The organism is Rhizobium sp. UGM030330-04 (assembly GCF_003208455.1).
Lineage (GTDB): Bacteria > Pseudomonadota > Alphaproteobacteria > Rhizobiales > Rhizobiaceae > Agrobacterium > Agrobacterium rhizogenes_A.
This window is the reverse complement of the sequence record NZ_QKML01000005.1, coordinates 71348-94807: the sequence shown is the minus strand read 5'-3', so window position 1 is coordinate 94807 and position 23460 is coordinate 71348. Positions and strand designations below refer to the sequence as shown.

At 60.5% G+C, this 23460-nt stretch carries 28 protein-coding genes; 16 read left to right on the top strand and 12 right to left on the bottom strand.

What is annotated here, in order from left to right; translation table 11 throughout:
• Nucleotides 1-66: 66 nt before the first annotated feature.
• From N434_RS09230 to coxB, 8 genes are all read right to left on the bottom strand, one after another.
• On the bottom strand, nucleotides 67-801 hold the full coding sequence (locus N434_RS09230; RefSeq protein WP_110757321.1) for an SURF1 family protein: 735 nt from the start codon (nucleotides 799-801) through the stop codon (nucleotides 67-69).
• 10 nt (nucleotides 802-811) lie between these two features.
• Nucleotides 812-1198 carry a DUF983 domain-containing protein gene (locus tag N434_RS09225; RefSeq protein ID WP_065115050.1) on the bottom strand — a complete coding sequence of 129 codons (387 nt, stop codon included), beginning with the start codon at nucleotides 1196-1198 and terminating at the stop codon, nucleotides 812-814.
• A gap of 361 nt (nucleotides 1199-1559) precedes the next feature.
• Nucleotides 1560-2435, bottom strand: a complete 876-nt coding sequence (locus N434_RS09220) for a cytochrome c oxidase subunit 3 (RefSeq protein WP_046798508.1) — start codon at nucleotides 2433-2435, stop codon at nucleotides 1560-1562.
• A 58-nt stretch (nucleotides 2436-2493) separates the two neighbouring features.
• Nucleotides 2494-3111, bottom strand: coding sequence for a cytochrome c oxidase assembly protein (locus N434_RS09215; RefSeq protein WP_065115049.1), 618 nt, complete (start codon nucleotides 3109-3111; stop codon nucleotides 2494-2496).
• 28 nt (nucleotides 3112-3139) lie between these two features.
• The gene (locus tag N434_RS26090; protein ID WP_003521105.1) at nucleotides 3140-3271 is read right to left on the bottom strand and encodes a cytochrome c oxidase system small membrane protein; all 132 of its coding nucleotides are present in this window, start codon (nucleotides 3269-3271) and stop codon (nucleotides 3140-3142) included.
• Nucleotides 3271-4224, bottom strand: coding sequence for a heme o synthase (locus tag N434_RS09205; protein ID WP_065115048.1), 954 nt, complete (start codon nucleotides 4222-4224; stop codon nucleotides 3271-3273). Before N434_RS09205 ends, N434_RS26090 begins: the two co-directional genes overlap by 1 nt.
• Nucleotides 4225-4611: 387 nt before the next feature.
• Nucleotides 4612-6312 (bottom strand): cytochrome c oxidase subunit I, encoded by a 1701-nt coding sequence (gene ctaD / locus N434_RS09200; protein WP_065115047.1) that lies wholly within the window; start codon nucleotides 6310-6312, stop codon nucleotides 4612-4614.
• 18 nt (nucleotides 6313-6330) lie between these two features.
• Complete coding sequence (coxB, locus tag N434_RS09195) at nucleotides 6331-7194, bottom strand: cytochrome c oxidase subunit II (RefSeq protein ID WP_065115046.1); 864 nt, start codon at nucleotides 7192-7194, stop codon at nucleotides 6331-6333.
• A gap of 432 nt (nucleotides 7195-7626) precedes the next feature.
• On the opposite strand from coxB, the gene N434_RS09190 reads away from it, so the two are divergent.
• The 5 genes from N434_RS09190 (at nucleotide 7627) to N434_RS09170 (ending at nucleotide 11600) form a co-directional block, all read left to right on the top strand.
• Nucleotides 7627-8151: an invasion associated locus B family protein gene (locus tag N434_RS09190; RefSeq protein WP_065116144.1), complete on the top strand. Its 525-nt coding sequence runs from the start codon at nucleotides 7627-7629 to the stop codon at nucleotides 8149-8151.
• An 83-nt stretch (nucleotides 8152-8234) separates the two neighbouring features.
• Complete coding sequence (tldD, locus tag N434_RS09185) at nucleotides 8235-9650, top strand: metalloprotease TldD (protein WP_110757318.1); 1416 nt, start codon at nucleotides 8235-8237, stop codon at nucleotides 9648-9650.
• Between the two features lie 327 nt (nucleotides 9651-9977).
• Nucleotides 9978-10415 carry a bleomycin resistance protein gene (locus tag N434_RS09180; protein WP_110757604.1) on the top strand — a complete coding sequence of 146 codons (438 nt, stop codon included), beginning with the start codon at nucleotides 9978-9980 and terminating at the stop codon, nucleotides 10413-10415.
• Nucleotides 10416-10419: 4 nt separating this feature from the next.
• Nucleotides 10420-11094 (top strand): HAD family hydrolase, encoded by a 675-nt coding sequence (locus N434_RS09175; protein ID WP_110757316.1) that lies wholly within the window; start codon nucleotides 10420-10422, stop codon nucleotides 11092-11094.
• 128 nt (nucleotides 11095-11222) lie between these two features.
• Nucleotides 11223-11600, top strand: coding sequence for a hypothetical protein (locus N434_RS09170; RefSeq protein WP_110757315.1), 378 nt, complete (start codon nucleotides 11223-11225; stop codon nucleotides 11598-11600).
• A 53-nt stretch (nucleotides 11601-11653) separates the two neighbouring features.
• Here N434_RS09170 and N434_RS09165 read toward each other — a convergent pair whose 3' ends face one another.
• Complete coding sequence (locus N434_RS09165; RefSeq protein ID WP_065115041.1) at nucleotides 11654-11959, bottom strand: pyrophosphohydrolase domain-containing protein; 306 nt, start codon at nucleotides 11957-11959, stop codon at nucleotides 11654-11656.
• 151 nt (nucleotides 11960-12110) lie between these two features.
• On the opposite strand from N434_RS09165, the gene N434_RS09160 reads away from it, so the two are divergent.
• Nucleotides 12111-12890: a sulfite exporter TauE/SafE family protein gene (locus tag N434_RS09160; RefSeq protein ID WP_161991142.1), complete on the top strand. Its 780-nt coding sequence runs from the start codon at nucleotides 12111-12113 to the stop codon at nucleotides 12888-12890.
• A gap of 30 nt (nucleotides 12891-12920) precedes the next feature.
• Here N434_RS09160 and pdxH read toward each other — a convergent pair whose 3' ends face one another.
• Nucleotides 12921-13541 (bottom strand): pyridoxamine 5'-phosphate oxidase, encoded by a 621-nt coding sequence (pdxH, locus tag N434_RS09155; RefSeq protein WP_065115039.1) that lies wholly within the window; start codon nucleotides 13539-13541, stop codon nucleotides 12921-12923.
• 56 nt (nucleotides 13542-13597) lie between these two features.
• On the opposite strand from pdxH, the gene N434_RS09150 reads away from it, so the two are divergent.
• The 4 genes from N434_RS09150 to N434_RS09135 all read left to right on the top strand — a co-directional run bounded on the left by N434_RS09150 (nucleotide 13598) and on the right by N434_RS09135 (nucleotide 16951).
• Nucleotides 13598-14047 (top strand): RT0821/Lpp0805 family surface protein, encoded by a 450-nt coding sequence (locus N434_RS09150; RefSeq protein ID WP_065115038.1) that lies wholly within the window; start codon nucleotides 13598-13600, stop codon nucleotides 14045-14047.
• Nucleotides 14048-14259: 212 nt separating this feature from the next.
• The gene (locus N434_RS09145) at nucleotides 14260-15375 is read left to right on the top strand and encodes a DnaJ C-terminal domain-containing protein (protein WP_110757314.1); all 1116 of its coding nucleotides are present in this window, start codon (nucleotides 14260-14262) and stop codon (nucleotides 15373-15375) included.
• 131 nt (nucleotides 15376-15506) lie between these two features.
• Entirely contained in the window at nucleotides 15507-16325 is an 819-nt protein-coding gene (gene fabI / locus N434_RS09140) for an enoyl-ACP reductase FabI (protein ID WP_065115037.1), read from the top strand.
• A 32-nt stretch (nucleotides 16326-16357) separates the two neighbouring features.
• On the top strand, nucleotides 16358-16951 hold the full coding sequence (locus N434_RS09135; RefSeq protein ID WP_110757313.1) for a histidine phosphatase family protein: 594 nt from the start codon (nucleotides 16358-16360) through the stop codon (nucleotides 16949-16951).
• 161 nt (nucleotides 16952-17112) lie between these two features.
• Here N434_RS09135 and N434_RS09130 read toward each other — a convergent pair whose 3' ends face one another.
• Nucleotides 17113-17373 (bottom strand): DUF1344 domain-containing protein, encoded by a 261-nt coding sequence (locus tag N434_RS09130; RefSeq protein WP_006309807.1) that lies wholly within the window; start codon nucleotides 17371-17373, stop codon nucleotides 17113-17115.
• 83 nt (nucleotides 17374-17456) lie between these two features.
• Between N434_RS09130 and N434_RS25485 the strand changes: the two genes are divergently transcribed.
• From N434_RS25485 to ribB, 3 genes are read left to right on the top strand one after another with little or no spacing between them, the layout of a single operon-like run.
• Nucleotides 17457-17822 (top strand): hypothetical protein, encoded by a 366-nt coding sequence (locus N434_RS25485; RefSeq protein WP_162540186.1) that lies wholly within the window; start codon nucleotides 17457-17459, stop codon nucleotides 17820-17822.
• Nucleotides 17812-18909 (top strand): chorismate synthase, encoded by a 1098-nt coding sequence (gene aroC, locus N434_RS09125; RefSeq protein WP_110757312.1) that lies wholly within the window; start codon nucleotides 17812-17814, stop codon nucleotides 18907-18909. The genes N434_RS25485 and aroC overlap by 11 nt, the downstream gene beginning before the upstream one ends.
• Nucleotides 18910-18920: 11 nt before the next feature.
• Nucleotides 18921-20021 (top strand): 3,4-dihydroxy-2-butanone-4-phosphate synthase, encoded by a 1101-nt coding sequence (ribB, locus tag N434_RS09120; protein WP_065115034.1) that lies wholly within the window; start codon nucleotides 18921-18923, stop codon nucleotides 20019-20021.
• Between the two features lie 242 nt (nucleotides 20022-20263).
• Here the strand turns inward: ribB and N434_RS09115 are convergent, their stop codons facing one another.
• Nucleotides 20264-21460 (bottom strand): winged helix-turn-helix domain-containing protein, encoded by a 1197-nt coding sequence (locus N434_RS09115; protein ID WP_110757311.1) that lies wholly within the window; start codon nucleotides 21458-21460, stop codon nucleotides 20264-20266.
• A gap of 113 nt (nucleotides 21461-21573) precedes the next feature.
• Between N434_RS09115 and N434_RS09110 the strand changes: the two genes are divergently transcribed.
• From N434_RS09110 to N434_RS09100, 3 genes are read left to right on the top strand one after another with little or no spacing between them, the layout of a single operon-like run.
• A complete protein-coding gene (locus tag N434_RS09110; protein ID WP_110757309.1) occupies nucleotides 21574-22254 on the top strand; it encodes an energy-coupling factor ABC transporter ATP-binding protein in 681 nt (226 codons plus the stop codon).
• Complete coding sequence (locus tag N434_RS09105) at nucleotides 22251-22856, top strand: CbiQ family ECF transporter T component (RefSeq protein ID WP_110757307.1); 606 nt, start codon at nucleotides 22251-22253, stop codon at nucleotides 22854-22856. Before N434_RS09110 ends, N434_RS09105 begins: the two co-directional genes overlap by 4 nt.
• A gap of 31 nt (nucleotides 22857-22887) precedes the next feature.
• A complete protein-coding gene (locus N434_RS09100; protein ID WP_110757306.1) occupies nucleotides 22888-23451 on the top strand; it encodes a biotin transporter BioY in 564 nt (187 codons plus the stop codon).
• Nucleotides 23452-23460: the final 9 nt, after the last annotated feature.

Here is a 23460-nt window from a genome sequence, read left to right as displayed (position 1 = left end):
TTGGCCAGCTCCTTGGCCAGCTCCGTGGTCTTGCCCGATAAACGGCCCTACCGGACGGGGCGCGCTTTATTCACCCTGCGCCTTACCGTTCCGGAAATAGGCAAAACCGGCGACGATGACAAGGGCCGCCGCCAAGCCATACCACGTTATCGCATATTGCAGGTGATTGTTGGGCAAATCTATCAGCGTCACGCCGCCCTGCGGCCAGCCGCCCGGATTTGGCGCATTATCAGCATCCACGAAGAGATTGACCAGCCGGTCGGGCGGGATATCGGCACTGGATGCCATCGCCGCCAGATCCTTCCAGTAAAAGATGTTCTTGGCGATATCATTGTCCGGCAGCAGCGAGGACGGTTTTGCAACCAGCGGCGCGCGGGCCAGCCCTGTTATCGTGACCTCGCCGGAAACCTGCCCGTCAGGCCGTTTGGCCGGATCTTTCAGTTCGAAGGGCACGAAGCCGCGATTGACGAAAAGGATGCGGCCATCGGCAAGCGTCAGCGGCGTGTAGATGTAATAACCGGTCTGGCCCTGATGGGTGGCGAAGAAATGCCGCTCACGGGCATGATCGAAGGTGCCGGAAAGGCTGACCTTGCGATATTCGATATCGCCGCCGCTTTTCGCCATCGCCTCGATATCGGCAATCGTGGCCGGGCTGGCGTTGCGCCGCTCTTCGATATCGGCCAGCAGGGCCTCTTTCCAGTAGAGCCGCTTCACCTGCCAGGTGCCGAGGCCGAGAAGGATGGCAAGCGCCAGCAGCACCAGCGGCGCGGCGAACCAGACCCGTCTGTCCGCCGCCTTCATGTGGGACACCTCATTCACGATCAAGCCTGCCTTCGCTTGCATTGTTGCGGTATTGCAGCGCAATCATGATTCCTTTCAGCTTGCGCAGCAGCACGAGGGAGACAATTACCGTAAACGGCAACCAGAGCATGACATGCACCCAGACGGGCGGGGCAAAACGCTGATCGACCCAGAGCGCCAGCCCGATGACCAGAAAACCGACGATCAGCATGACAAAGACGGCCGGGCCATCGCCCGCATCGGCAAAGCCGTAATCCAGCCCGCAGGCGCTGCATGCCGGTTTCGGGGTCAGGAAACCGTCGAAAAGCCGGCCATTGCCGCAACGCGGGCAGCAGCCTTTCAGACCGACCTTGATGGGATCAACAGGTGCGAAATTGCCGTTTGATGGTTCTGACATGATGACCTCCCGCGAAGTTGCCTAACCCCTCGTCCGTCATCCCCGGGCTTGACCCGAGGACCCACGATTTCAGCGGGTTATGGATCCTCGGGTCAGGCCCGAGAATGACGTCCAATCTATTGGAAGCTTGCCTCAAAACCCGGGCATCTGTTTGTTGCTCGACGGTGCCGCGACTTTCTTCTCCCCGCCGGGGAGAAGGTGGCCCGAAGGGTCGGATGAGGGGCGAGCTGCAGGCTTATCTTCACCCTTGCCCCCTCATCCCGCTGCCGCAGACTTCTCCCCGGCGGGGAGAAGAAACAAGTGGGTCCCATTCGCTCCATAGGCAATGCCTTGCTCTGGGCGAGGCTCTATCCGGCGTCGGTTACCCGTGCACCGGCGCGCCCCAGCCACCCCAGATGTAGATGGCGAAGAACAGGAACAGCCAGACGACGTCAACGAAGTGCCAGTACCAGGCGGCAGCCTCGAAACCGAAATGCTGCTTGGGCGTGAAACCGCCGGCAATGGCGCGGAACAGGCAGACCAGCAGGAAGACCGTGCCGACGAAGACGTGGAAACCATGAAAACCGGTGGCCATGAAGAAGGTCGCGCCATAGATCGAGTTCTTGAAATCGAACGGGGCGTGAATGTACTCGTAAACCTGCACGGTGGAGAACAACACGCCGAGCGCCACGGTGAGCGCGAGGCCGCTGATCAGGCCCTTGCGGTCATTATGCAGCAGCGCATGGTGCGCCCAGGTGACGCAGGTGCCGGAAAGCAGCAGGATAACGGTGTTGTAGAGCGGCAGGTGCCAGGGATCGATGACCTCGATACCCTTGGGCGGCCATTGACCGCCGGTATATTCAAGGCGGGACGCCTGAATGGCCTCATGCGGGAAGAGGCTGGCATCGAAATAGGCCCAGAACCACGCCACGAAGAACATCACTTCCGAAGCGATGAACATGATCATGCCGTAACGCAGATGCAGCGACACGACCCGGGTGTGGCTGCCCTCATTGGCTTCCTTGATCGTATCCGCCCACCACGCATACATGGTGTAAAGCACGATGACGAGGCCGATATAGAAAAGCCAGGGATTGGCGAGTTCCGCGCCGAACAGCTTGAACGAGCCGCCCGACAGGTAACGCATGTAACAGACGCCGCCGAAGGTCAGGATGAAGGCGCCGATCGAGGCCAGAAGCGGCCAGGGGCTTGGGTCTATGATGTGGTAGTCGTGGTTCTTCTGATGCGTGTCTGCCATTGCGACAATCCCCTGGTATCTCTTCCCTGATCCGGCCTCAAGAAGGCCAGATCTCCTCTCACAATTTGCTTTCGCCAGATTCGGTCTTTACCGGCAAGGACGCAACCGGTTTTTCGGTTTTGGCCGGATAAAACGTATAGGACAGCGTCAAAGTATGAATGCTCTTGGTTTCGCGCGCCGTGGCGATGTCGGGATCGACAAAGAAAACCACCGGCATTTCCAGTGTTTCGCCCGGCTGCAGCGTCGTTTCGGTGAAGCAGAAACACTCCACCTTGTTGAAATAGGCGCCCGCCTCCATGGGCGTGACGTTGAAGACCGCCGTTCCCGTGGTCGCCACGGGCGAGCGGTTGGTCGCCTTGAAGGTCACCTGCACCGTCTCGCCGATCTTCGGCTTGACCATCCTGTCGACCGGCTGGAAATCCCAGTTGAGGCCGTTCGACGTGTTGGCGTCGAAGGTGACGTTGATGGTCTTGTCGAGGATGACGTCCGAATATTGCTCGACGCGCTGGGTCGTGCCGTTATAACCGGTGACGCGGCAGAACAGGGTGTAGAGCGGCACGGCGGCATAGGCCATGCCGATCATGGCGCAGAAGAATACGAGACAGAGCACCAGGATGGAGCGATTGCTCACCCGTTGCCTGCCGGTTCCTGCCGTCTGCGTTTCCATATTCGCCATGTCCTCCTCCTCTCCCCTCAATCGGCCCTCAATGCGAGCCGATCTTGATGATGGTGATGATGTAGAACAGCACCACCAGGCCGGCGAGCAGGACGCCGAGCGCGATGTTGCGTCCGCGTCTCGATTTTTTCTGCGCCGCGCTCAGTTCCACCGTTTCCATCACAGAACTCCCGAAATCACGGCCTTCAGGGCCGGCGCGAAATGATCGGCCAGAAGGCCGGAAAAGATGGCGAAGAGGTAAAGCACCGAATAGGCGAACATCTTCTTGGCGGGCAGCATCTTCTCGTCACCCTCGGGCATGCGCCGGACATCGAGCGAACAATAAACGAAGATCGCGCTCAGCACGGCAGCGAAAATGCCGTAACCGGCGCTTGCCAGACCCGTGAAATAAGGCGCGACGGCAGCGGCCGCCGTCAGCACGGCGTAAACGATCATCTGGTTCTTGGTAGAGCGCTCGCCCGCCACATTCGGCATCATCGGAATGCCGACGGAGCCGTAATCGCGCATCTTGAACAGCGCCAGCGCCCAGAAATGCGCAGGCGTCCACAAAAAGATGATGAGGAACAGGATGACGCTGTCAAGCGAAACACCGCCGGTGACGCAGGCCCAGCCGAGCATGGGCGGGAAAGCGCCGGCGGCACCGCCGATGACGATGTTCTGCGGTGTCGAGCGCTTCAGCCACATCGTATAAACGACGGCGTAAAAGAAGATTGTGAAGGCGAGCAGACCGGCGGCGAACCAGTTGACCGCAAGGCCGAGGATGACCACCGAAAAGGCTGACAGCGTCAATCCAAAGGCCAGGGCCTCACGCGGCGCGATGCGGCCGGAGGGGATCGGCCGCCTGGCGGTGCGGCTCATCACGGCGTCGATATCGGCATCGTACCACATGTTGAGCGCGCCGGAGGCGCCGGCGCCGACCGCGATGCAGAGGATCGCGATGATGCCGAGAACCGGGTTGATTTCGCCGGGCGCAAGCACGAGACCCGCAAAGGCCGTGAAGACGACGAGCGACATGACGCGCGGTTTCAGCAATTCGAAATAATCGCGTGCGCCGGCTTCCGAAAGTTCGGAGCCTTCTGCGCCAAGCATGTCGCGATTGTCGATAACGGTCATTTCCTGTCCTGTTTTCTTTCAGATGACGCTTGCCGCGGCATCTCCTGCACCGGCCCGAAAAACGAAGATGATTTCCGGCATGCGCGGCGCGTCAGTTCATGGGTCCGAATGTCACGACACGGTCGACATCGGGTCGAACCGATGCCTTTCGCCGGCGTTTCGCCACGCCCATTCCGCCACTCGTCTGCGCCTGCTTATTCATAAAGGCCAAACTTGGCATTTATCACATCCGCGCATGTATCATGTCGGACGACGCGCTTCGCTTGGACAAAATGTCACGCAGCAACGGACCCACCTGCCTTCGGAAACGGCATGGAGGAAACCATGCCGTCCCGCTTTTCAGCAACCGGAATGCACAAGCCTTGCCTGCGCCTTCCGGCCCGCGCATCAACGAATGCGCGGAAGCTGTTCCCACTGGTGGTAAGGCGGCGGCGAAGACAGCTGCCATTCGAGTGTCGTTGCACCTTCACCCCAGGGATTGTTGCCGGCGATCCGCTTCTTGGCGAAGGCTTCCCAGACGCCGAAGAGGAAGATGCCCACGGCAACGGCCGAGATATAGGAACCGTAGGACGATACCATGTTCCAGCCGGCATAGGCATCGGGATAATCGATGTAGCGGCGCGGCATGCCGGCGAGACCGAGGAAGTGCTGCGGGAAGAAGATCAGGTTCACGCCGACGAACATGACCCAGAAATGCAGCTTGCCGATGAACTCGCTGTACATGTAGCCGGTGATCTTCGGGAACCAGTAATACCAGCCGGCGAAGATCGCGAAGACGGCGCCGAGCGACAGGACGTAGTGGAAGTGAGCCACGACGTAATAGGTGTCGTGCAGCGAACGGTCGAGACCGGCATTGGCGAGCTGCACGCCGGTAACGCCACCGACCGTGAACAGGAAGATGAAGCCGATCGCCCAGACCATCGGGGTCGAGAAGGTCAGCGAACCGCCCCACATCGTCGCGATCCACGAGAAGATCTTGATACCCGTCGGCACCGCGATGACCATGGTGGCGAAGACGAAGTAGCGCTGCGCCTCGAGCGACAGGCCGACCGTATACATGTGGTGCGCCCAGACGATGAAGCCGACCGCGCCGATGGCGACCATGGCATAGGCCATGCCGAGATAACCGAAGACCGGCTTCTTGGAGAAGGTGGACACGATGTGGCTGATGATGCCGAAGCCGGGCAGGATCAGGATGTACACTTCCGGATGGCCGAAGAACCAGAACAGGTGCTGGTAGAGGATCGGATCACCGCCGCCTTCCGGCGAGAAGAACGCCGTGCCGAAGTTGCGGTCGGTCAGAAGCATGGTGATGCCACCCGCCAGAACCGGCAGCGACAGCAGGAGCAGGAACGCGGTGACCAGAACCGACCAGGCAAACAGCGGCATCTTGTGCAGCGTCATGCCCGGGGCGCGCATGTTGAGAATGGTGGTGATGAAGTTGATCGCGCCGAGGATCGAAGATGCGCCGGCGACGTGCAGCGAGAAGATCGCAAGATCCACCGCCGGTCCGGGCATACCGCTCGTCGATAGCGGCGGATACATGGTCCAGCCGCCGCCTACACCATAAGCACCCGCCGGGCCTTCGACGAAGAGCGACAGGAGCAGCAGGATGAAGGCCGGAACGATCAGCCAGAAGGAAATATTGTTAAGGCGCGGGAAAGCCATGTCAGGAGCGCCGATCATGATCGGGATCATCCAGTTGGCAAAACCGCCGATCATCGCCGGCATGACCATGAAGAAGATCATGATGAGCGCGTGCGCGGTGGTGAACACGTTGAACATGTGCTTGCCGCCGTCGATGGCGGCGTCGCCCTCGAAGCCGTAAACCATGGAGGCCAGACCGTGGAATATCTGGATGCCCGGCTCCTGCAGCTCCATGCGCATGACGACGGAAAGCCCGCCGCCGACAATACCGGCGATGATCGCGAAGATCAGATAGAGCGTGCCGATGTCCTTGTGGTTCGTCGACAGGAACCAGCGGGCGAAAAAGCCCGGCTTATGGGAATGATGCGCGTCATGCGAATGATCGTCATGAGCGGAATGACCATGCGAGTGATGATCGTCGTGTGCGGAAGGTCCAGCCATTGTCCTCACTCCAAGTCGTCAGTTGGTTTCGTTGGCGGCAACGTCAAGCGTGCGCGGAGCGCCGTCGACGGAGGCCATCAGTGCCCGGTTCGCGCCGTTCAGATCGGAAGCGGCGGCGGCGTGCCAGGCGTTGTACTGCTGTTCGGAAACCACCCGAATGGCGATGGGCATGAAGGCGTGGTCCTTGCCGCAAAGCTCGGAACATTGGCCGTAATAAAGGCCTTCCTTCTCCGGCTTGAACCAGGTTTCGTTGAGGCGGCCCGGAACGGCGTCGATCTTGACGCCGAAAGCCGGCATGGCGAAGGCGTGGATGACGTCGGTCGGCGCCGCCGTCACCAGAAGGCGCACGGTCTTGCCGACAGGAACGACCATTTCATTGTCGACCGCGAGAAGACGCGGATAGCGGGCCTTGTCCTCCTTGCCCGCGGCAGCGCGATCCTGATCCTTCAGCATGTAGCTGTCGAAGGAGAGCGGCTCGGCGCCCTCGGCCGCGGCATATTCATAGCTCCACAGCCATTGCGTGGCGGTTGCCTTCAGCGTCAGGTCCGGGTTTTCCGGCTGCGTCAGCTGCGCGTTCAGAAGATTGAACGAGGGGAAAGCGAGGAACAGGAGAATGAGAACAGGCGCGAGCGTCCACACCACCTCGATCGTGGTGTTGTGGCTGGTCTTGGAAGCCACCGGATTTTTCGCTGCGCGGAACTTCAGGGCAACGATGATGAGCAGCGCAAGAACGAAAAGCGTAACCGGAACAATGAACCACAATGTATATTGTTCGAACCAGCGTATTTCGTGCATGATCGGCGTGGCGGCCTCCTGCATGCCCATTTGCCAATGCACCGGCTGATCGGCGTGGGCGCCGACAGCCGTGAGCAGACAGGTCATCCCCGCCAGTGCTGCGTAAATCCTATTCCTCACGGTACCCTCTCCCTCACGCGTCTGATCTAGATCAATCACAGACGCAGAATCCATGCTAATGGTACTAACTTCAAACCACAGTTTGTCCTCTGCCGCAATATGCGTCAGGACACGGATGTGAGCCAATTTTGCCATTGGTCAATTGGCGGTCGACTTTCCCGCACCCGATGTCCGGCAGGACAGGCCGAACGGGCTTTCCGCCGGTCAAAACCGGGCATGGCCCGATTTTCCCGACGGTTTGGCTGCCGGATAATGAATGCCGCGCCGGCAAATCGGGTGCGCGCAAAGCGGGAACAGGTCCTATTTCCGCCCAACTCCGCTGGAATTGAAGGCCCGAGGCTTTTTTTTCCGGATTATGGCGTCAAAATAGCCGCACTGATTCGAATCCCAGAGGTATCCATGCGTCTTTCCCCGCTCGCGCGCACTTTTCTTGCCGCCGCCGGTCTTGCCATCATCGCCCCCGCCGCAGCGGCGCTGGCGCAACAGCAGCCGCCCGGCACGCCGAAGTCGACGCATGGCGCATGGTCTGTCATCTGCGACAAGCCGGCCGGCGCATCCGAAGAGCAATGCGCCCTGATGCAGAACGTGATTGCCGACGACCGCCCGGAAGTGGGGCTTTCGGTGGTGGTGCTGAAGACCGCCGACCGCAAGTCGCGCATCCTGCGTATCCTCGCGCCGCTTGGCGTGCTGCTGAAGGACGGCATGGAGCTTTATATCGACAACAACAATATCGGCCGCGCTTATTTCACCCGCTGCTTCTCCGAAGGCTGCTATGTGGAAGTGGATATTGACGACGAGCTGCTGAAGGTGCTGCGCGCCGGCAAGAACGCTGTCTTCGCGCTGCGCGAATCCGTCGACCAGGACCGCGTCGGCATTCCGATCGAGCTGACCGGCTTTGCCGAAGGCTACGACGCACTGCCGTAACGTCTCGTCATCAACGGGCAGCCTTGCGTCTGCCCGCTCCAGTGCCTAAATCGGTCATTGAACGATAATGACTGGAGCCTCCCATGACCGACGATCTTGTAAAACTCTTCGATTGCGATGAAACGCAATTGCGCAAGCTCGTCGGAGAGGCGCTCGTCGGCGCCGACGATGGCGAACTCTTCATCGAACATGCCCAGGCCGAATCACTGACCTTCGACAATGGCCGGCTCAAGGGCGGCTCCTTCAACACCGATCAGGGTTTTGGCCTGCGCGCCGTTGCCGGCGAGACGGTGGGTTACGCCCATGCCGGTGAGCTTTCCGAAGGTGCGCTGAAGCGCGCTTCGGATGCGGTGGGCGCCGTCACGCGCGGATATTCCGGTTCCTATGCCGCCGCACCCCAGCGTACCAACAAGAAGCTCTATGGCGACGAAAACCCGATCGGCAGCCCGAGCTTTGAGGAAAAGGTGAAGCTGCTCACCGATATCGATGCCTATCTGCGTGATAAGGACCCGAACGTCCGGCAGGTGACGGCGACGATTTCCGCAAGCTGGCAGGTGGTGGATATTCTGCGCGCCGATGGCCATCGCGTCAGCGATATACGCCCGATGACCCGCATCAATATTTCCGTCGTCGCCGGCGAAGGCGACCGGCAGGAAAGCGGCTCTTACGGCATTGGCGGCCGCGTCGGCTTCGGCGATTTCATTACCACGGAAAGCTGGCAGCGCGGCGCGGATGAGGCGCTGCGCCAGGCGCTCGTCAACCTCACCGCCATCGATGCACCGGCCGGCACCATGGATGTGGTGCTGGGCTCCGGCTGGCCGGGCGTGATGCTGCATGAAGCGGTCGGTCACGGTCTGGAAGGCGATTTCAACCGCAAGAAGACCTCGGCCTTTGCCGGCCTGATGGGCGAGATGGTGGCCGCCCCCGGCGTCACCGTCGTGGATGACGGCACCATCGACAGCCGTCGCGGTTCGCTCACCATCGACGACGAAGGTACGCCATCCGCTTATAATGTGCTGATCGAGAATGGCAGGCTGGTGGGCTATATGCAGGACCGCCAGAACGCCCGGCTGATGGGCGCGAAGGCCACCGGCAACGGCCGCCGGCAGGGTTATGCCCATGTGCCGATGCCGCGCATGACCAATACCTACATGCTATCGGGCGACAAGACGCCGGAAGAGATCATCGCCTCGGTCAAAAAGGGTATCTATGCCGTGTCCTTCGGCGGCGGACAGGTGGATATTACATCAGGCAAATTCGTATTCGGCTGCACCGAGGCTTACCTCATCGAAAACGGCAGGATCGGCGCGCCGGTGAAGGGCGCCATGCTGATCGGCAACGGACCTGATGCGATGAAGCGCGTCTCGATGATCGGCAATGATTCCAAACTGGATACGGGCATCGGCAATTGCGGCAAGGCCGGGCAATGGGTGCCGGTCGGCGTTGGCCAACCGCATCTGCGCATGGACCAGATCACCGTTGGCGGTACGAAGGCGTAAGGAATTCGGAGTTGGATCACTGCGGTCTGTCCCAAATTCCGTCATACCGGCCCTGAGCCGGTATCCAGCCGACGCGCGTCTGCGCGGCGAGAAGAGTCTTGTCCGCCCCAGGACTTGGGCTGGCTGGATGCCGGATTCAGTCCGGCATGACGGCAGAGAGAGTTGCGGTCACGCGAAACGTTGAGCCTGCCGCAGCAATCCCAGCCCATAACCTTGCACATGGCTGCCATGATGAGGTTTCCTCTGGCACCTCACCGAGAAGACGATAAGATCACCCTCACGGCAGGCCCTCCTCCCACCGCCGGGCCTGCGCGGCACAAGGAGACCATGACCATCATACGCAATGCCCTCGTCCCGGAACTTGCCGTCACCGACTGGCTGAAAAGCCGCGCCTTTTATTGCGACCTGATCGGTTTTCATGTGGTTTATGAGCGTCCCGAAGAGGGCTTCGCCTATCTTGCCCTCGATGAGGCCCAGGTGATGATCGACCAGATCGGTGCGACCCGGACCTTCGTGGCTGATAATGCCGGGCTGGAATTTCCGCTGGGTCGCGGCATGAACCTGCAGCTGGCCGTTCCTTCCCTGCAACCCATTCTCACGCGGCTGGAGCGGTCCTCGATCGATCTCGTCCTGGCGCCGGAAGAGAAGTGGTACAGGCGCGGCACGGTCGAGGTCGGAAATCGGCAATTCATCGTCGCCGATCCCGACGGTTATCTGATCCGCCCGTTCGAGAGCCTGGGCGAACGCCCCTTCCGGTTCGGTTAAGCCCATGCTGCCCTTTCGCCCGCATGCGGTTGTTTTCGACATGGACGGATTGCTGATTGAAAGCGAGGTGCTTTATCGCGATTCATTTCTGGCGGCTTCGGAGGAAGGCGGCCATGGAATGCAGGTCGAAACCTACCAGAAAGTCTGTGGCAGTCCCTGGGATGTCATCACCGGCACCATCTTTGCCGATTATGGTGCGGATTTTCCCATGGATGCTTTTCGCGACGCGTGGCTGCGGCATCTCGGTGTGATGATGGCGGAGGGTGTGGCGCTGAAACCCGGCGTCGCCGAAATCCTCGATCTTCTCGACCGGCTGGATATCCGCCGCGCCATCGCGACATCTTCGCAGCACACATCGGTCACACGCCATCTCGGCCCTTACGATCTTCTCAGGCGCTTCGACACCATCGTGGCGCGCGGCGATTATACCGAACCGAAACCCGCACCCATGCCCTATCTCACCGCCGCAAAGCGCCTCGGCCTTGAGCCGGGCCGCTGCCTTGCGCTGGAAGATTCCTATTCCGGTGTGCGCTCGGCCGCTTCGGCCGGCATGATGACGATCATGGTGCCGGATGTGGCGCCGCCGACCGAAGAAATGCGGGAAAAGTGCGTTGCCGTCATGGGCGATCTCCATGCGGTGGCAGACATGCTGCAAGACGCACGGCTTTTACGGATCTGAAAAGTGGGCCATGGTGTGAATGCGCGTCACACGCCTTTCGCCATTTGGACTTATAGCGGAGGTCGTAACGGCCGGAACGCCGATATTGGTCAGGCGCCTCCGTCGGCGCATCCATAACCGGAGTGGTCATGCTGCTTGTCGCCGTGTCGCTCGCAACGCTTATATTGCTCGCTCTCTCCGCGTTTCAGGTCACCCTCGCCGCCGGTGCGCCTTTCGGCCGTTTTGCCTGGGGCGGCGCAAGCCGTGTGCTGCCGGTCAGGCAAAGAATTGCAAGTGTCGCTTCTCTTGCGATCTATGGCCTTATGGCGTCTTTTCCGCTGCAAAAGGCAGGCTTCGCAACGATCTGGCCGGCAAGCTGGATCGAACCCGGCATCTGGATCATCGCCTGCTATCTTGCGGTGAGCATTGGATTGAACGCAATGTCGAAGAGCCGCGCAGAACGGCTGGTCATGACCCCGGTAGCCGCCGTTCTTGCGATCCTGTTCTTTATCGTCTCGCTGTCATAAAAAAACAGACCAAAGGCACGATGCCGCAACGATTGAGCCTTTTCAGCGGATCGTCAGCTCCCAGGCCTGAAACGCCATTTTCGCTCGATCGCTCCTTCAATATCGAGACCGTTATAATGGGCCAGCAACAGCACATGGCCGAGGAGATCGGCGGTTTCGTCGGCCAGATCCCGCTTCATCTCCTCTTTGCTCCTGCCCTTGATGCGCCCCCGCCCCGTCAGCCGGTTCCAGGCCTGCGTGACCTCGCCAATCTCTTCCTGAAGCTTCAGCATGTACCAGTCCGGGTCGCGGAATATTCCGTTTTCAGCAGCATATTTTTGCGAGGCCTCTTCAAACCGACGCATCATGTCAGCAAACATTTGTTCATCCTTTGTTCGTGCGTTACAACTCTAACCACGATTCTCCGGCCGCGTCGATCCGAAAGGATGTTTCGCGACCCGGAACGGAAATCTCCGCGACAGATGCCCGCCGTCGCGATAGGAACAGTCATTCGAAACAGTGCCGTCACCCATGCCTTATCTCGATTTTTTCTCGTCCCTCATCACCGCCCATAGCCCGTCGCTGCTGGCCATGTTTGCGGGTGCGGCGTTTCTCGCCGGTCTCGCCCGCGGCTTTTCCGGCTTCGGCGCAGCACTCATCTTCATTCCGCTGGCAAGCGCGATCGTCGGACCGCGCATCGCGTCAGCGGTTCTGCTGGTGGTGGACGGCGTGTTGACGCTTGGCATGATACCGCCAGCCTTTCGCATGGCGGACCGGCGCGAGGTTTTCACCATGGCGGCAGGCGCACTTGTCGGCGTGCCGCTTGGAACCCTGCTGCTTTCCCATGGCGATCCGTTGACCCTGCGCTGGATCATTTCCACCGTGGTCGTTGTGCTTCTGTTGTTTCTGCTGTCCGGCTGGCGATATAGCGGGCGGCCGAAGACGCCTCTGACCCTGTTTACCGGGTTTCTGGCCGGGCTGTTTTCGGGTGCGGCGCAACTGGGTGGGCCGCCCGTGGTTGCCTATTGGCTTGGCGGGGCGCTCAAAGGCGCCTTCGTGCGCGCCAATGTCATTCTTTATTTCGCGGTTTCGACCGTGATTTCGACGGCAAGCTATTTTTTCGGTGGTCTTTTCACCGCCGATGTCTTCGTTTTTTTCCTGCTGGCCCTGCCGTTTTACGGGGCGGGTCTTTATGCCGGCGCGCGCCTGCACGGATTTGCCGATGAGGCCGCATTCAGGCGCATCTGTTACGGCCTGATCGCCATTTCCGCCGTCATCGGCCTGCCGCTGTTCGATTCGCTGTTGAAATAGGCAGGCCGCACCGGCCTGCCCTCCCCGCCGTCAAGGATACATACGAACCTTGGACCACGGCGCATCCGGCGTCTCGCGGCGGAATTCGACGCGGTCGTGCAGGCGGAATTTGCGGTCGTGCCAGAATTCGATGCTGACCGGGCGAATGCGGAAACCGGACCAGTAGGGCGGGCGCGGAATATCGCCGATGGCATATTTGGCGGTATATTCGGCCACCGCCTTTTCCAGCGCGAAACGGCCTTCCAGCGGTCGCGACTGTTTGGAGGCCCAGGCGCCGATGCGGCTGCCGCGCGGGCGGGAGGCGTAATAGGCATCCGCCTCCTCGTCGCTGACGATCTCCACCTCGCCGCGCAGGCGCACCTGCCGGCGGAGACTCTTCCAGTGGAAACACATGGCCGCTTTTTTCTGGCCAAGAATCTCCCGGCCCTTCTGGCTTTCGAAATTGGTGTAGAAGACGAAACCGCGATCGTCGACGTCCTTCAACAGCACCATACGCACATTCGGCAGGCCGTTTTCATCGACGGTTGCGAGCGCTACCGCGTTCGGATCGTTGATTTCGGAAGCCGTCGCATCCTTCAGCCATTCGGCAAAAAGGGTGAAAGGTTCATTTTCTTCCGTGAAGTCACTGGATGTTAACTCCGTTTCCGACATATTGACTAAAATGCTCCCGAGCTGATTTGGACCCCAGAGATGATCTCTGGTGAAAGATGGTGACCGTCATAGCAAAGTCGAACAGTCGAACAAAGAGCCTCCTTTCGTCGATAGCGGAAGTTTCCGCCGTCGTGTCAATGCTTGTGGTGCTGAGCGGATGCGTCAGCCTCGATCTGTTCGGCGGCGACAAGGTCGACCGCTCGCTTTCCACGGCTTCCGTTCCCAACCAGCCCAACAATGCCGCACAGACCGACGATGCGACCATCCGCAACGCGGTGACATCGGCCGATCTTGCCAAACTTGCCGATCAGCCGCTGCCCTGGGCCAATGCCGCCACCGGCAGTGCCGGTGTTGTCACCGCCATTCACGAAGACAAGTCCAGCGGCTTCGTCTGCCGCGATTTCAGGACGACACGCCACTCCTTCGAGGGCGTCGCGGCTTATGCCGGCCAGGCCTGCCTGTCGGAAACCGGCGAATGGCTGCTCACCCGCTTCGAACAGAAATAATCTATTTACCTTGGCGCATGGAATAAAGCCGGGTGCTGCGCGGCGCGCTTCCTGCGTAAAGGAGTGATTAGCAACTTATTGCAACAGTCGACGTTGATTAAACCGAGGGCGTGCAGGCGAATGATCGCGGGCATCCCTTTTCGGAGGGGTTAGTTTCAGGATTGCGCCATGAAAGGCGGCAGGCGCCTGAGCCAACGTAACTGGTGTTTCGCATGCGCGATCCATATTCGATCCTCGGCGTGAAACGTGACGCCCGCCATGAGGAAATCAAGGCCGCCTGGCGCACGAAGGCGAAAACCGTCCATCCGGACGCCAATCGCGACGACCCCGATGCCTCGGCGCGATTCGCCGAGATCGGGCAGGCCTATGATCTCCTGAAAGACCCCAAGAAGCGCGATCTTTACGATCAGGCCCGCAAGGCGGCCGAGAAGAAGCAACGCGGCGAAACCATCATGCAACAGCGGGAAGCGGCGCGCGAGGCTGCCGAACGCGCCAAGGCCGCTGAAAAGCTGATGGAGGAACTGGCCCGCGCGGATGCCCGCAACCGGGCGCAAAACGGCCAGAGGGCCGACGCGAAGGCGGAAACGGCGGAGGATGTGGTCGAGCGGATTTTCGGCGCCGAGGCGCAGAACGATCCCAAGGTGCAGCAGGCGGCGGAAGCGGCGAAGGCCGCGGCCAGCGCAGCGAAAGGCGACGCGCCGGCAAGCGGCGAGACGCTTCAGCCCGGCGCGGTTGACGACAAATCCGTCCCCTCCTCGCTTGCCGCCAATCTCTTCAGCGCGCTCGTGCGCCGGTTCCGCACACCGCAGCCGGTTCCCGAAAAGGCACCCGACATCACGGCGGAAGCCACCGTCACGGTCGCCGATTTTCTGGAGCGCAGATGGATCACCGTGGCGCTTGCCGACGAACGCGAAGTGCGTTTCCAGCTTGAAGCCGGCATGACGGACGGCCATGTGGTGCGGCTGAAGGGACAGGGGCTGAAGCTCCCCAACATGGCGCGTGGTGATCTGGCCGTGACCCTGCTTTCGGCCCGCGACGACGCCTTTTCCCTTCGCGGCTTCGATATTCACACCACGCTCCCGCTCTCGCTCAGCGATGCGGTTCTCGGCTGCGAAACGAAAGTCCGCACGCCGCTTGGCGAAGAAAATCTCACCATTCCGGCCTGGTCGGGTTCGGATCGCGTGCTGCGGCTTGCCGGCAAAGGCCTTGCCGACGGCACGGGCGGACAGGGCGATCTTGTCATAGAATTGCGCATCATCCTGCTTGAAAAGCCGGACGAGAAGGTGACCGACCTCATGCGGCACATGCGCGAAGGCCTCTATTTGTGAAAGTTTTGCAAATAGCCGGGACAACGCACCCTTTGTTACGCTCCCTAACAGTTGATGATCTTTGGCAATCTTGAACAGGATTGCAGCCTATGCCATAGGCAGGATCAATCGAAAGTATCAGGGAGCATAAAATGGCTCAGGCATCCGGCCTCATGGCTGGCAAACGCGGCCTCATCATGGGCGTCGCCAATAATCGTTCAATCGCTTGGGGCATTGCAAAGGCCTGCGCGGACGCAGGTGCGGAACTCGCGCTCACCTGGCAGGGCGATGCGCTGAAGAAGCGCGTCGAGCCGCTGGCACAGGAACTCGGCGCCTTCATGGCCGGCCACTGTGACGTGACCGATCTCGAGACGATCGACGCCGTTTTTGCTTCGCTGGAAAAGCACTGGGGCAAGATCGACTTCGTCGTGCACGCCATTGCGTTTTCCGACAAGGACGAGCTGACGGGCCGTTACCTCGACACCAGCCGCGACAATTTCAACCGCACGATGGATATTTCCGTCTTCTCGCTGGCCGCCGTCGCCAAGCGTGCCGAGCCTGTCATGAATGACGGCGGCTCGATCATCACGCTCACCTATTACGGTGCCGAGAAGGTCATGCCGAACTACAACGTCATGGGCGTGGCCAAGGCCGCTCTCGAGGCCAGCGTGCGTTATCTCGCCGTCGACCTCGGCAATCGCGGCATCCGCGTCAACGCCGTTTCCGCCGGCCCGATCAAGACGCTTGCCGCTTCCGGCATCGGCGACTTCCGTTATATTCTCAAGTGGAACGAATATAATGCGCCGCTGAAGCGCACCGTTTCCATCGAGGAAGTCGGCAAGTCGGCGCTTTACCTGCTGTCCGATCTTTCGACCGCGGTGACCGGTGAAATCCACCATGTCGATTCCGGTTATCACACCATCGGCATGAAGGCGGTGGATGCGCCTGACATTTCGGTGGTGAAGGACTGACCATCAGGAATGCTTGAAACAGGGGTATCGCCTTGCTCGTCTATGTGATCCGGCACGGACAAACGGACTGGAATGCGATACGCCGGCTTCAGGGCCAGAAAGACATTCCGCTCAACGATTTCGGCCGCCAGCAGGCGGTCGGCAATGGCAGGCTGCTCGCCCATTTGCTCGGCGAGCAGGCCACGGATTTCGACTATGTGGCAAGCCCGCTTGGGCGCACGCGCGAAACCATGGAACTGATGCGCGGCGCGATGGGTCTCGACCCCCTTGCCTACCGCACCGACGACCGCCTGATCGAAGTTTCCTTCGGCGACTGGGAGGGGCAGACCCTGCCGGAACTCAAAAAAGAGTTTCCCGACCGGGTGAAGGCGCGCAAGGCCAACAAGTGGGATTTCATTCCTCCCGGCCAGGACGCCGAAAGCTATGAAATCCTCTCCTGGCGCATCGGCGCATGGCTCTCCTCCGTGGACAGGCCCACAGTCTGCGTCTGCCACGGCGGCGTCATCCGCTCGATCTTCCGGCTGGTCTCTGGCATGGACAAGGATGAGGCATCACGCACGCAAATCCCGCAGGACCGGATTTTGAAGGTTGAGATCGACGGGAACAGTGCGGAGTGGGTGTCGTGAGGGATCAGGCAGCATAAGCCTCCGCACCGTCCTCCTTGATACGCTTTTATTTGGCTAAACGTCGCCGCTCATTTCTTCTCCCCCCCGGGGAGAAGAAAGCTAGATGCACCCGCTCGTTTCACAACGGAGGTTTAGCATAAGGGCTGAGTAAGGGGCTGGTCTTACTCAACGACCTGAAGATCGTCGACCACGCGTTTCCCGTCCACTTCCGTGTAGAAAACCACGACCTTCACACCCGCCTTCAGGCCTTCGAAGTTGAACTCTTCCGGCACGCGATAGGTCTTGCCGTCGTTGAGCGTAATGCTCAGCCCGTTCGCATCGATCTTGCTGATCGTGCCTTCCACGTCGACGCTCTGGGCGAAGCTGTTGATGGGCATCAGCAGGTTGGCGGTGGCCAGAAGGGCGGCAATCATCATACGCATCGATCTAGCTTTCGTGGATTTGCGTGAAAACCTTACATGCATGAAGAATTGCCTTTCGAATGTGGCGGAAATTGCCCGCAACCATGACATTTTCGGCCCAATTGATGAACGGATTTGGGATCGTGTTCAAGCCGTTAGTGATTTTTACACCGCATTTCGCAGCAATATTGGAAAACTGCGGATTAGCGTGGAAAACGACGGCGCTTTTACATTTTCGTCATTTCGAAAAACATCTTCGCCCGGCGCGAATCGCCGCCCCCAACCTCAGTAATGTGCGTGCCACAGGGATGAGGGCAGAGAGCTGCCATAGCCCGCACCGCACTTATCCGGCCACTGAGAAAGAAAGGCTTTTGCCTTGCCCGGATTTTCCACTAAGACAAATTCGCTTGTTTCAAACGGCGCTGTCCACAGGCGCCCTGTTTTCCGGTTTTGAGAACTATGTCGCATAACAGCTTCGGTCATCTATTTCGCGTTACCACCTGGGGAGAAAGCCACGGGCCGGCACTCGGCTGCGTGGTGGATGGCTGCCCGCCCGGCCTGCGGTTTACCCTTGCCGAGGTGCAGCACTGGATGGACAAGCGCAAACCCGGCCAGAGCCGTTTCGTCACCCAGCGTCGCGAGGATGATATCGTCAAGGTCCTTTCCGGCGTGATGCTGGATGAGGACGGCGAGACGATGATAACGACGGGCACGCCGATTTCCATGCTGATCGAAAACACCGACCAGCGTTCCAAGGATTATGGCGAGATCGCCAAGCGATTCCGCCCCGGCCATGCGGATTTCACCTATGATCTGAAATACGGCATTCGCGACTATCGCGGCGGCGGGCGTTCTTCCGCACGCGAGACGGCGGCGCGTGTCGCTGCCGGTGCGATCGCCCGCAAGGTGGTGCCGAGCCTCAATGTGCGCGGCGCGCTGGTGCAGATCGGCAAGCACAAGATCAACCGCGATAACTGGGACTGGGATCAGGTCGACCAGAACCCGTTCTTCTGCCCGGACGCGGCGATGGTGCCTGTCTGGGAAGAGTATCTAGACAGCATTCGCAAGGCAGGCTCCTCGATTGGCGCCGTCGTGGAAGTGGTGGCGGAAGGCGTTCCCGCCGGCATCGGCGCTCCCATTTATGCCAAGCTCGATCAGGATATCGCCTCCAGCCTGATGTCGATCAACGCCGTCAAGGGCGTGGAGATCGGCGAAGGTTTCGCCTCGGCCGAGCTTTCCGGCGAGGAAAATGCCGACCAGATGCGCATGGGCAATGACGGCAAGCCGATTTTCCTGTCCAACCACGCCGGCGGCATTCTGGGCGGTATTGCGACCGGTGAGCCTGTCATCGCCCGCTTCGCCATCAAGCCCACCTCCTCCATTCTGACGGAGCGCCTGTCGATCGATACCGACGGCAATAATGTCGATGTGCGCACCAAGGGCCGCCACGACCCCTGCGTCGGCATTCGCGCGGTGCCGATTGGTGAGGCGATGGTGGCCTGCACCGTTGCCGACCATTATCTGAGGGATCGCGGCCAGACCGGCCGTTTGAAATAAGGGGGATCGTCATGGCCTATGACCAGAAACGCGTCGTGGACGCCATCCGCGCTTTCGAAGCCGGTGAAATCGTTGTCGTGACCGACGATGACGACCGCGAGAACGAAGGCGATCTGATCATTTCGGCAGTTCACTGCACGCCTGAAAAAATGGCGCTGATCGTGCGCCATACCTCCGGCATCGTCTGTGCGCCCATGCCGCGCGAGGAGGCGAAGCGACTGAACCTCAACGCCATGGTGGCGGAAAATGACAGCGCCCATACGACGGCCTTTACCGTCAGCGTCGATTTCAAGCACGGCACAACGACGGGCATTTCCGCCGATGACCGCACCCTGACGGTGCGCAATCTCGCCAACCCCAATGTCGGCGCTTCCGACTTCACCCGGCCGGGCCATATCTTCCCGCTGATTTCCCGCGAGGGCGGCGTCTTGATGCGCTCCGGCCATACCGAAGCGGCGGTCGATCTCTGCCGTCTCGCCGGCCTGCCGCCCATCGGCGTCATCAGCGAACTGGTGAATGACGATGGCAGCGTGATGCGCGGCCCGCAGGTGCTGGATTTTGCCGACAAACACGGCATGAAACACGTTTCGGTCGCCGATCTCATCGCCTATCGCCAGCGCAAGGAAACGCTGGTGGAGATGGAATCCTCCTTCACCATCGAAACGCCCTTCGGGCCGGCCAAGGCGCAGACCTATTCCCTGCCCTGGGATCCGATGCAGCACATGGCGGTGATTTTCGGTGACATCCGCGATGGCATTGACATTCCCGTTCGCCTGCACCCCGAAAACGTCGCCGACGACGTTTTCGGCGACCGCCAGCCGGTGCGGCATTATATGCAGAAGATCGCCGAGGAAGGCCGCGGTGTCATCGTCTATCTGCGCGAAGGCTCCGTCGGCGTCGGCCAGGTGGCCGGACGCCGCAAGGCGCGCGACCCGGACGAAGCACATGCCCAGGCCCGTTCGCGCGAAAACGAATGGCTGGAAATCGGTCTCGGCGCGCAGATCCTCAAAGATCTCGGCATCAGCTCCATCAAGCTGCTGACCACCCGCGAACGGCATTATGTCGGGCTTGAAGGCTTCGGCATCCAGATTTCGGCGACGGATATCTGCTGATTTTGGGGGGGGTGCGAGAGCACTTCGGTTGGTGTGCTCTCCGTCCGCTCGGCGTCATCCTCGGCCTTGTGCCGAGGATCCATCCCGCAGTTCCCGACGTGACATGCTTGAGATGCTCCAGACACATGGAGTCATGAGCACTGAAGCCATTGTTTCCGCGGCTTGTGGATCCTCGCCTCAAGGGCGAGGATGACGTCGGGTTTGCCGGCTAGCCACTACATTCGGGTACCACGAAAAGACCTTCATCCGTTCTCCCGCCAGCCCTCCAGATAATTCACGCTCTCCACCCCCGTAAATTTCGCGATCCGCGCCAGTTCGGCGTCGAGCTTCTCCAGCCTACCCGCCGAGGCACGCACGCCCGGTTCCAGCCACAGGCGCCGAACATCCAGCGTACCGCGCTTGCGATCCGCCTTCATGTCGATGCGACCGATCACGCGGTCGCCCTCCAGAAGCGGGAAGACATAATAGCCATATTGCCGTTTCGGCTCCGGCACGAAGACCTCGATGCGGTAATAGAAGCCGAACAGCCGCTCCGTGCGGTTGCGGTCACGCAACAGCGGATCGAAGGGGCTGAGGACGCGGACGCGGGATGAGGGTTCCGGCACGTCGGTCAGGTCGGCGGTGAAACCGGCAAAGGCATAGGACGGGCGGGCAGTGTCGCCGTCACTTGCAAGAAGTGAGACCTCACAGAGTTCATCGCGATGGCTTTTGACCCAGTCCCTCGCCTCCTGCGGAGTGACGAGATCGAAAAAGGCGGCGATTTCGCCGTGGGTGGCGAAACCCAGCCGCTTCAGCGCCTGCCGGCAGGCCCAGTCGACAAATTCCGCATGCTCCACCTCGGTTTCGTGATGCTCGCCGGGAATGACCCGTTCGGCAAGGTCATAGACCTTCTGGAAATTCACCCGGCCGGCAATCGCCAGCTTGCCGGTGTGCCAGAGATATTCGAGCGCGGTCTTGGACGGATGCCAGTTCCACCAGCCGCCGGACTGGTGTCCCTCTTCCTTCAGCTCCCGCGCCAGAACCGGGCCGGTTGCCGCAATGCGCTCCAGCGTTTCACCGAAAGCGGCGTCGAAACCCTCGCCGTGCCATTTGCGCCAGCGCTCCTGAATGATCGGCTCGCGGCGGCGGAAACGATGCTTCCAATAGGGATAAAATTCCGTCGGCACGATGGAAGCGTCATGTGTCCAGTGCTCGAACAGCGCGCGGTCCTTTTCCAAAAGCGTGGTCAGATGATCACGCCTGTAGGTCTGGTTGCGGGAGAAGATGATCTGATGGTGGGCGCGCTCCACCGTGCCGATGCTGTCCACCTGCACAAAACCGATATCGGTTATCAGCTGCAGCAGGTCGCTCTTGGAAAGCGCCTTGCCGGGCGGCGAGGAAAGCCCCTGCCGCGCCAGAAAAATTCGTCTTGCCGCTTCGTTTGAAACCTTGATCACCATGGAGCAGAAGGTATGACGGCTTTTTCAGGATTGCAATGTTCTTTTTTTGTTCCTTGTTTCACTTCTGTTGATGACGGGGTATAGAACCGGAAAACGAGCGCGAGGATGTAAGCTTGGAAATCCGTTTCGACGCCGCCGGTGTCGCTTTCGAGGGCCGGCAGGCCCTGCAGCCGCTGTCTCTGACATTGACGGAACGGCGTATCGGCGTGATCGGCCTCAATGGTTCCGGCAAGACCACCTTTGCGCGGCTGATCAACGGGCTGAACAAGCCGAGCGAGGGCAAGGTTGCGGTGAACGGTCTCGACACCGTGACGGACGCCAAGGCGGTGCTGCAGACGGTCGGTTTCATCTTCCAGAATCCGCAGAACCAGATCATCCTGCCGATCGTGCGCGACGATGTCGCCTTCGGGCTGAAACGGCTCGGTCTCGGCAGGGCGGAAACCGAAGCCCGGGTGAAGGCCGTTCTTGCCCGGCTCGGCATTTCCCATCTTGAGGAGAGACGCGCGCACGAGCTTTCCGGCGGGGAGCTGCAACTTGCGGCGCTGGCCGCGCTTCTGGTTACCGAACCGCACATCCTTATTCTCGACGAACCGACCAACCAGCTTGATCTCAAAAACCGGGCTGTCGTGGAAAAGACCATGGCGGCGCTGTCGCAATCGCTCATCGTCATTACCCATGATCTGCCGCTGCTTGAAGGCTTCGACCGTGTGCTGGTTTTCCACGGCGGCGCGCTGATTGCGGACGCCGCGCCTGAAGAGGCCGTGGCGCAATATCTCGCGGCGGTGGCGCAATGAAATCGCTGCACGTTGAAGGCACGGGCTGGCTCTACCGCGTCTCGCCGCGCCTCAAGCTCCTGACGCTGATGGTCTTCAGCATCGCGCTGTTCCTTACCCGCGATCTGTTGTTGCTGGGATGCGCCGTGGTTCTCGCGGCCGCCATCCTGCGCGAGACGCGGCTATCCTTGCAGGAGATCGGCCTGCGGCTGCGGCCGGTGATGCTGACCATCTTCCTCGTCGCGGCCTTCAGCTATCTTTTGCTCCCGGCCCATGATGCGACAGTCAATCTTTTGCGGCTGACGGCGCTGGCGCTGCTTGCCACCGCCGTCACCATCACCGTCAGCATCTCGCAATTCATGGATGAGATCACGCTTGCCGCCGCCCCTCTCGAAAGGCTGGGGCTGGTCAAGGCTGCCGATATCGGGCTTGCGGTCGGGCTCGTCGTGCGGTTCGTGCCTGAGATCGTCAACCGGTATCATGCGGTGCGTGACGCACACCGGGCGCGCGGTCTGCCCGTGCGGATGGCGACGATCATCGTGCCACTCGTCATTATGACGTTGAAGGATGCCGATGCCATTGCCGACGCCATTGACGCGCGCGGTTTCAGAGGCCAAAGCTGACGGCCAGATAACCATCCGGAGTTTCCGAGCCATGACGACCCGCGACCTTGTACTGATCTCGCTGTTTTCCGCCATCATCATCGCACTTGGGCTTCTGCCGCCGATCACGCTCGGCTTCATTCCCGTGCCGATCACCGCGCAGTCGCTCGGCGTCATGCTGGCCGGCGTCGTGCTGGGTGCGAAGCGCGGCACGCTCGCGGTGCTGCTGACAATCCTGATTGCCGCCATCGGCCTGCCGGTCCTGTCGGGCGGACGCGGCGGCCTTTCGATTTTCACCACGCCGACGACGGGCTTCCTGATCGGCTGGATCGCGGCCGTCTTCGTCACCGGCACGCTCTCGGAAAAACTCGTCAATCGCAGCCAGTCCGCTCTCACACAGGGCATCGGTTTCTTCGTCGCCAGCCTCATCGGCGGCGTGGTCGTGCTTTATGCTTTCGGCATCACCTATCTGGCGCTGGTTGTCGGGCTTGGTTTCGAGAAGGCCTTCATGGGTTCGCTCGCCTTCATTCCCGGCGATGCGCTGAAGGCCGTGCTTGCCGCACTGGCCGGCCGTGCCGTGATGGCGGGTTATCCGCTTCTGCCGCAACGCGCCTGAGCAAACTTT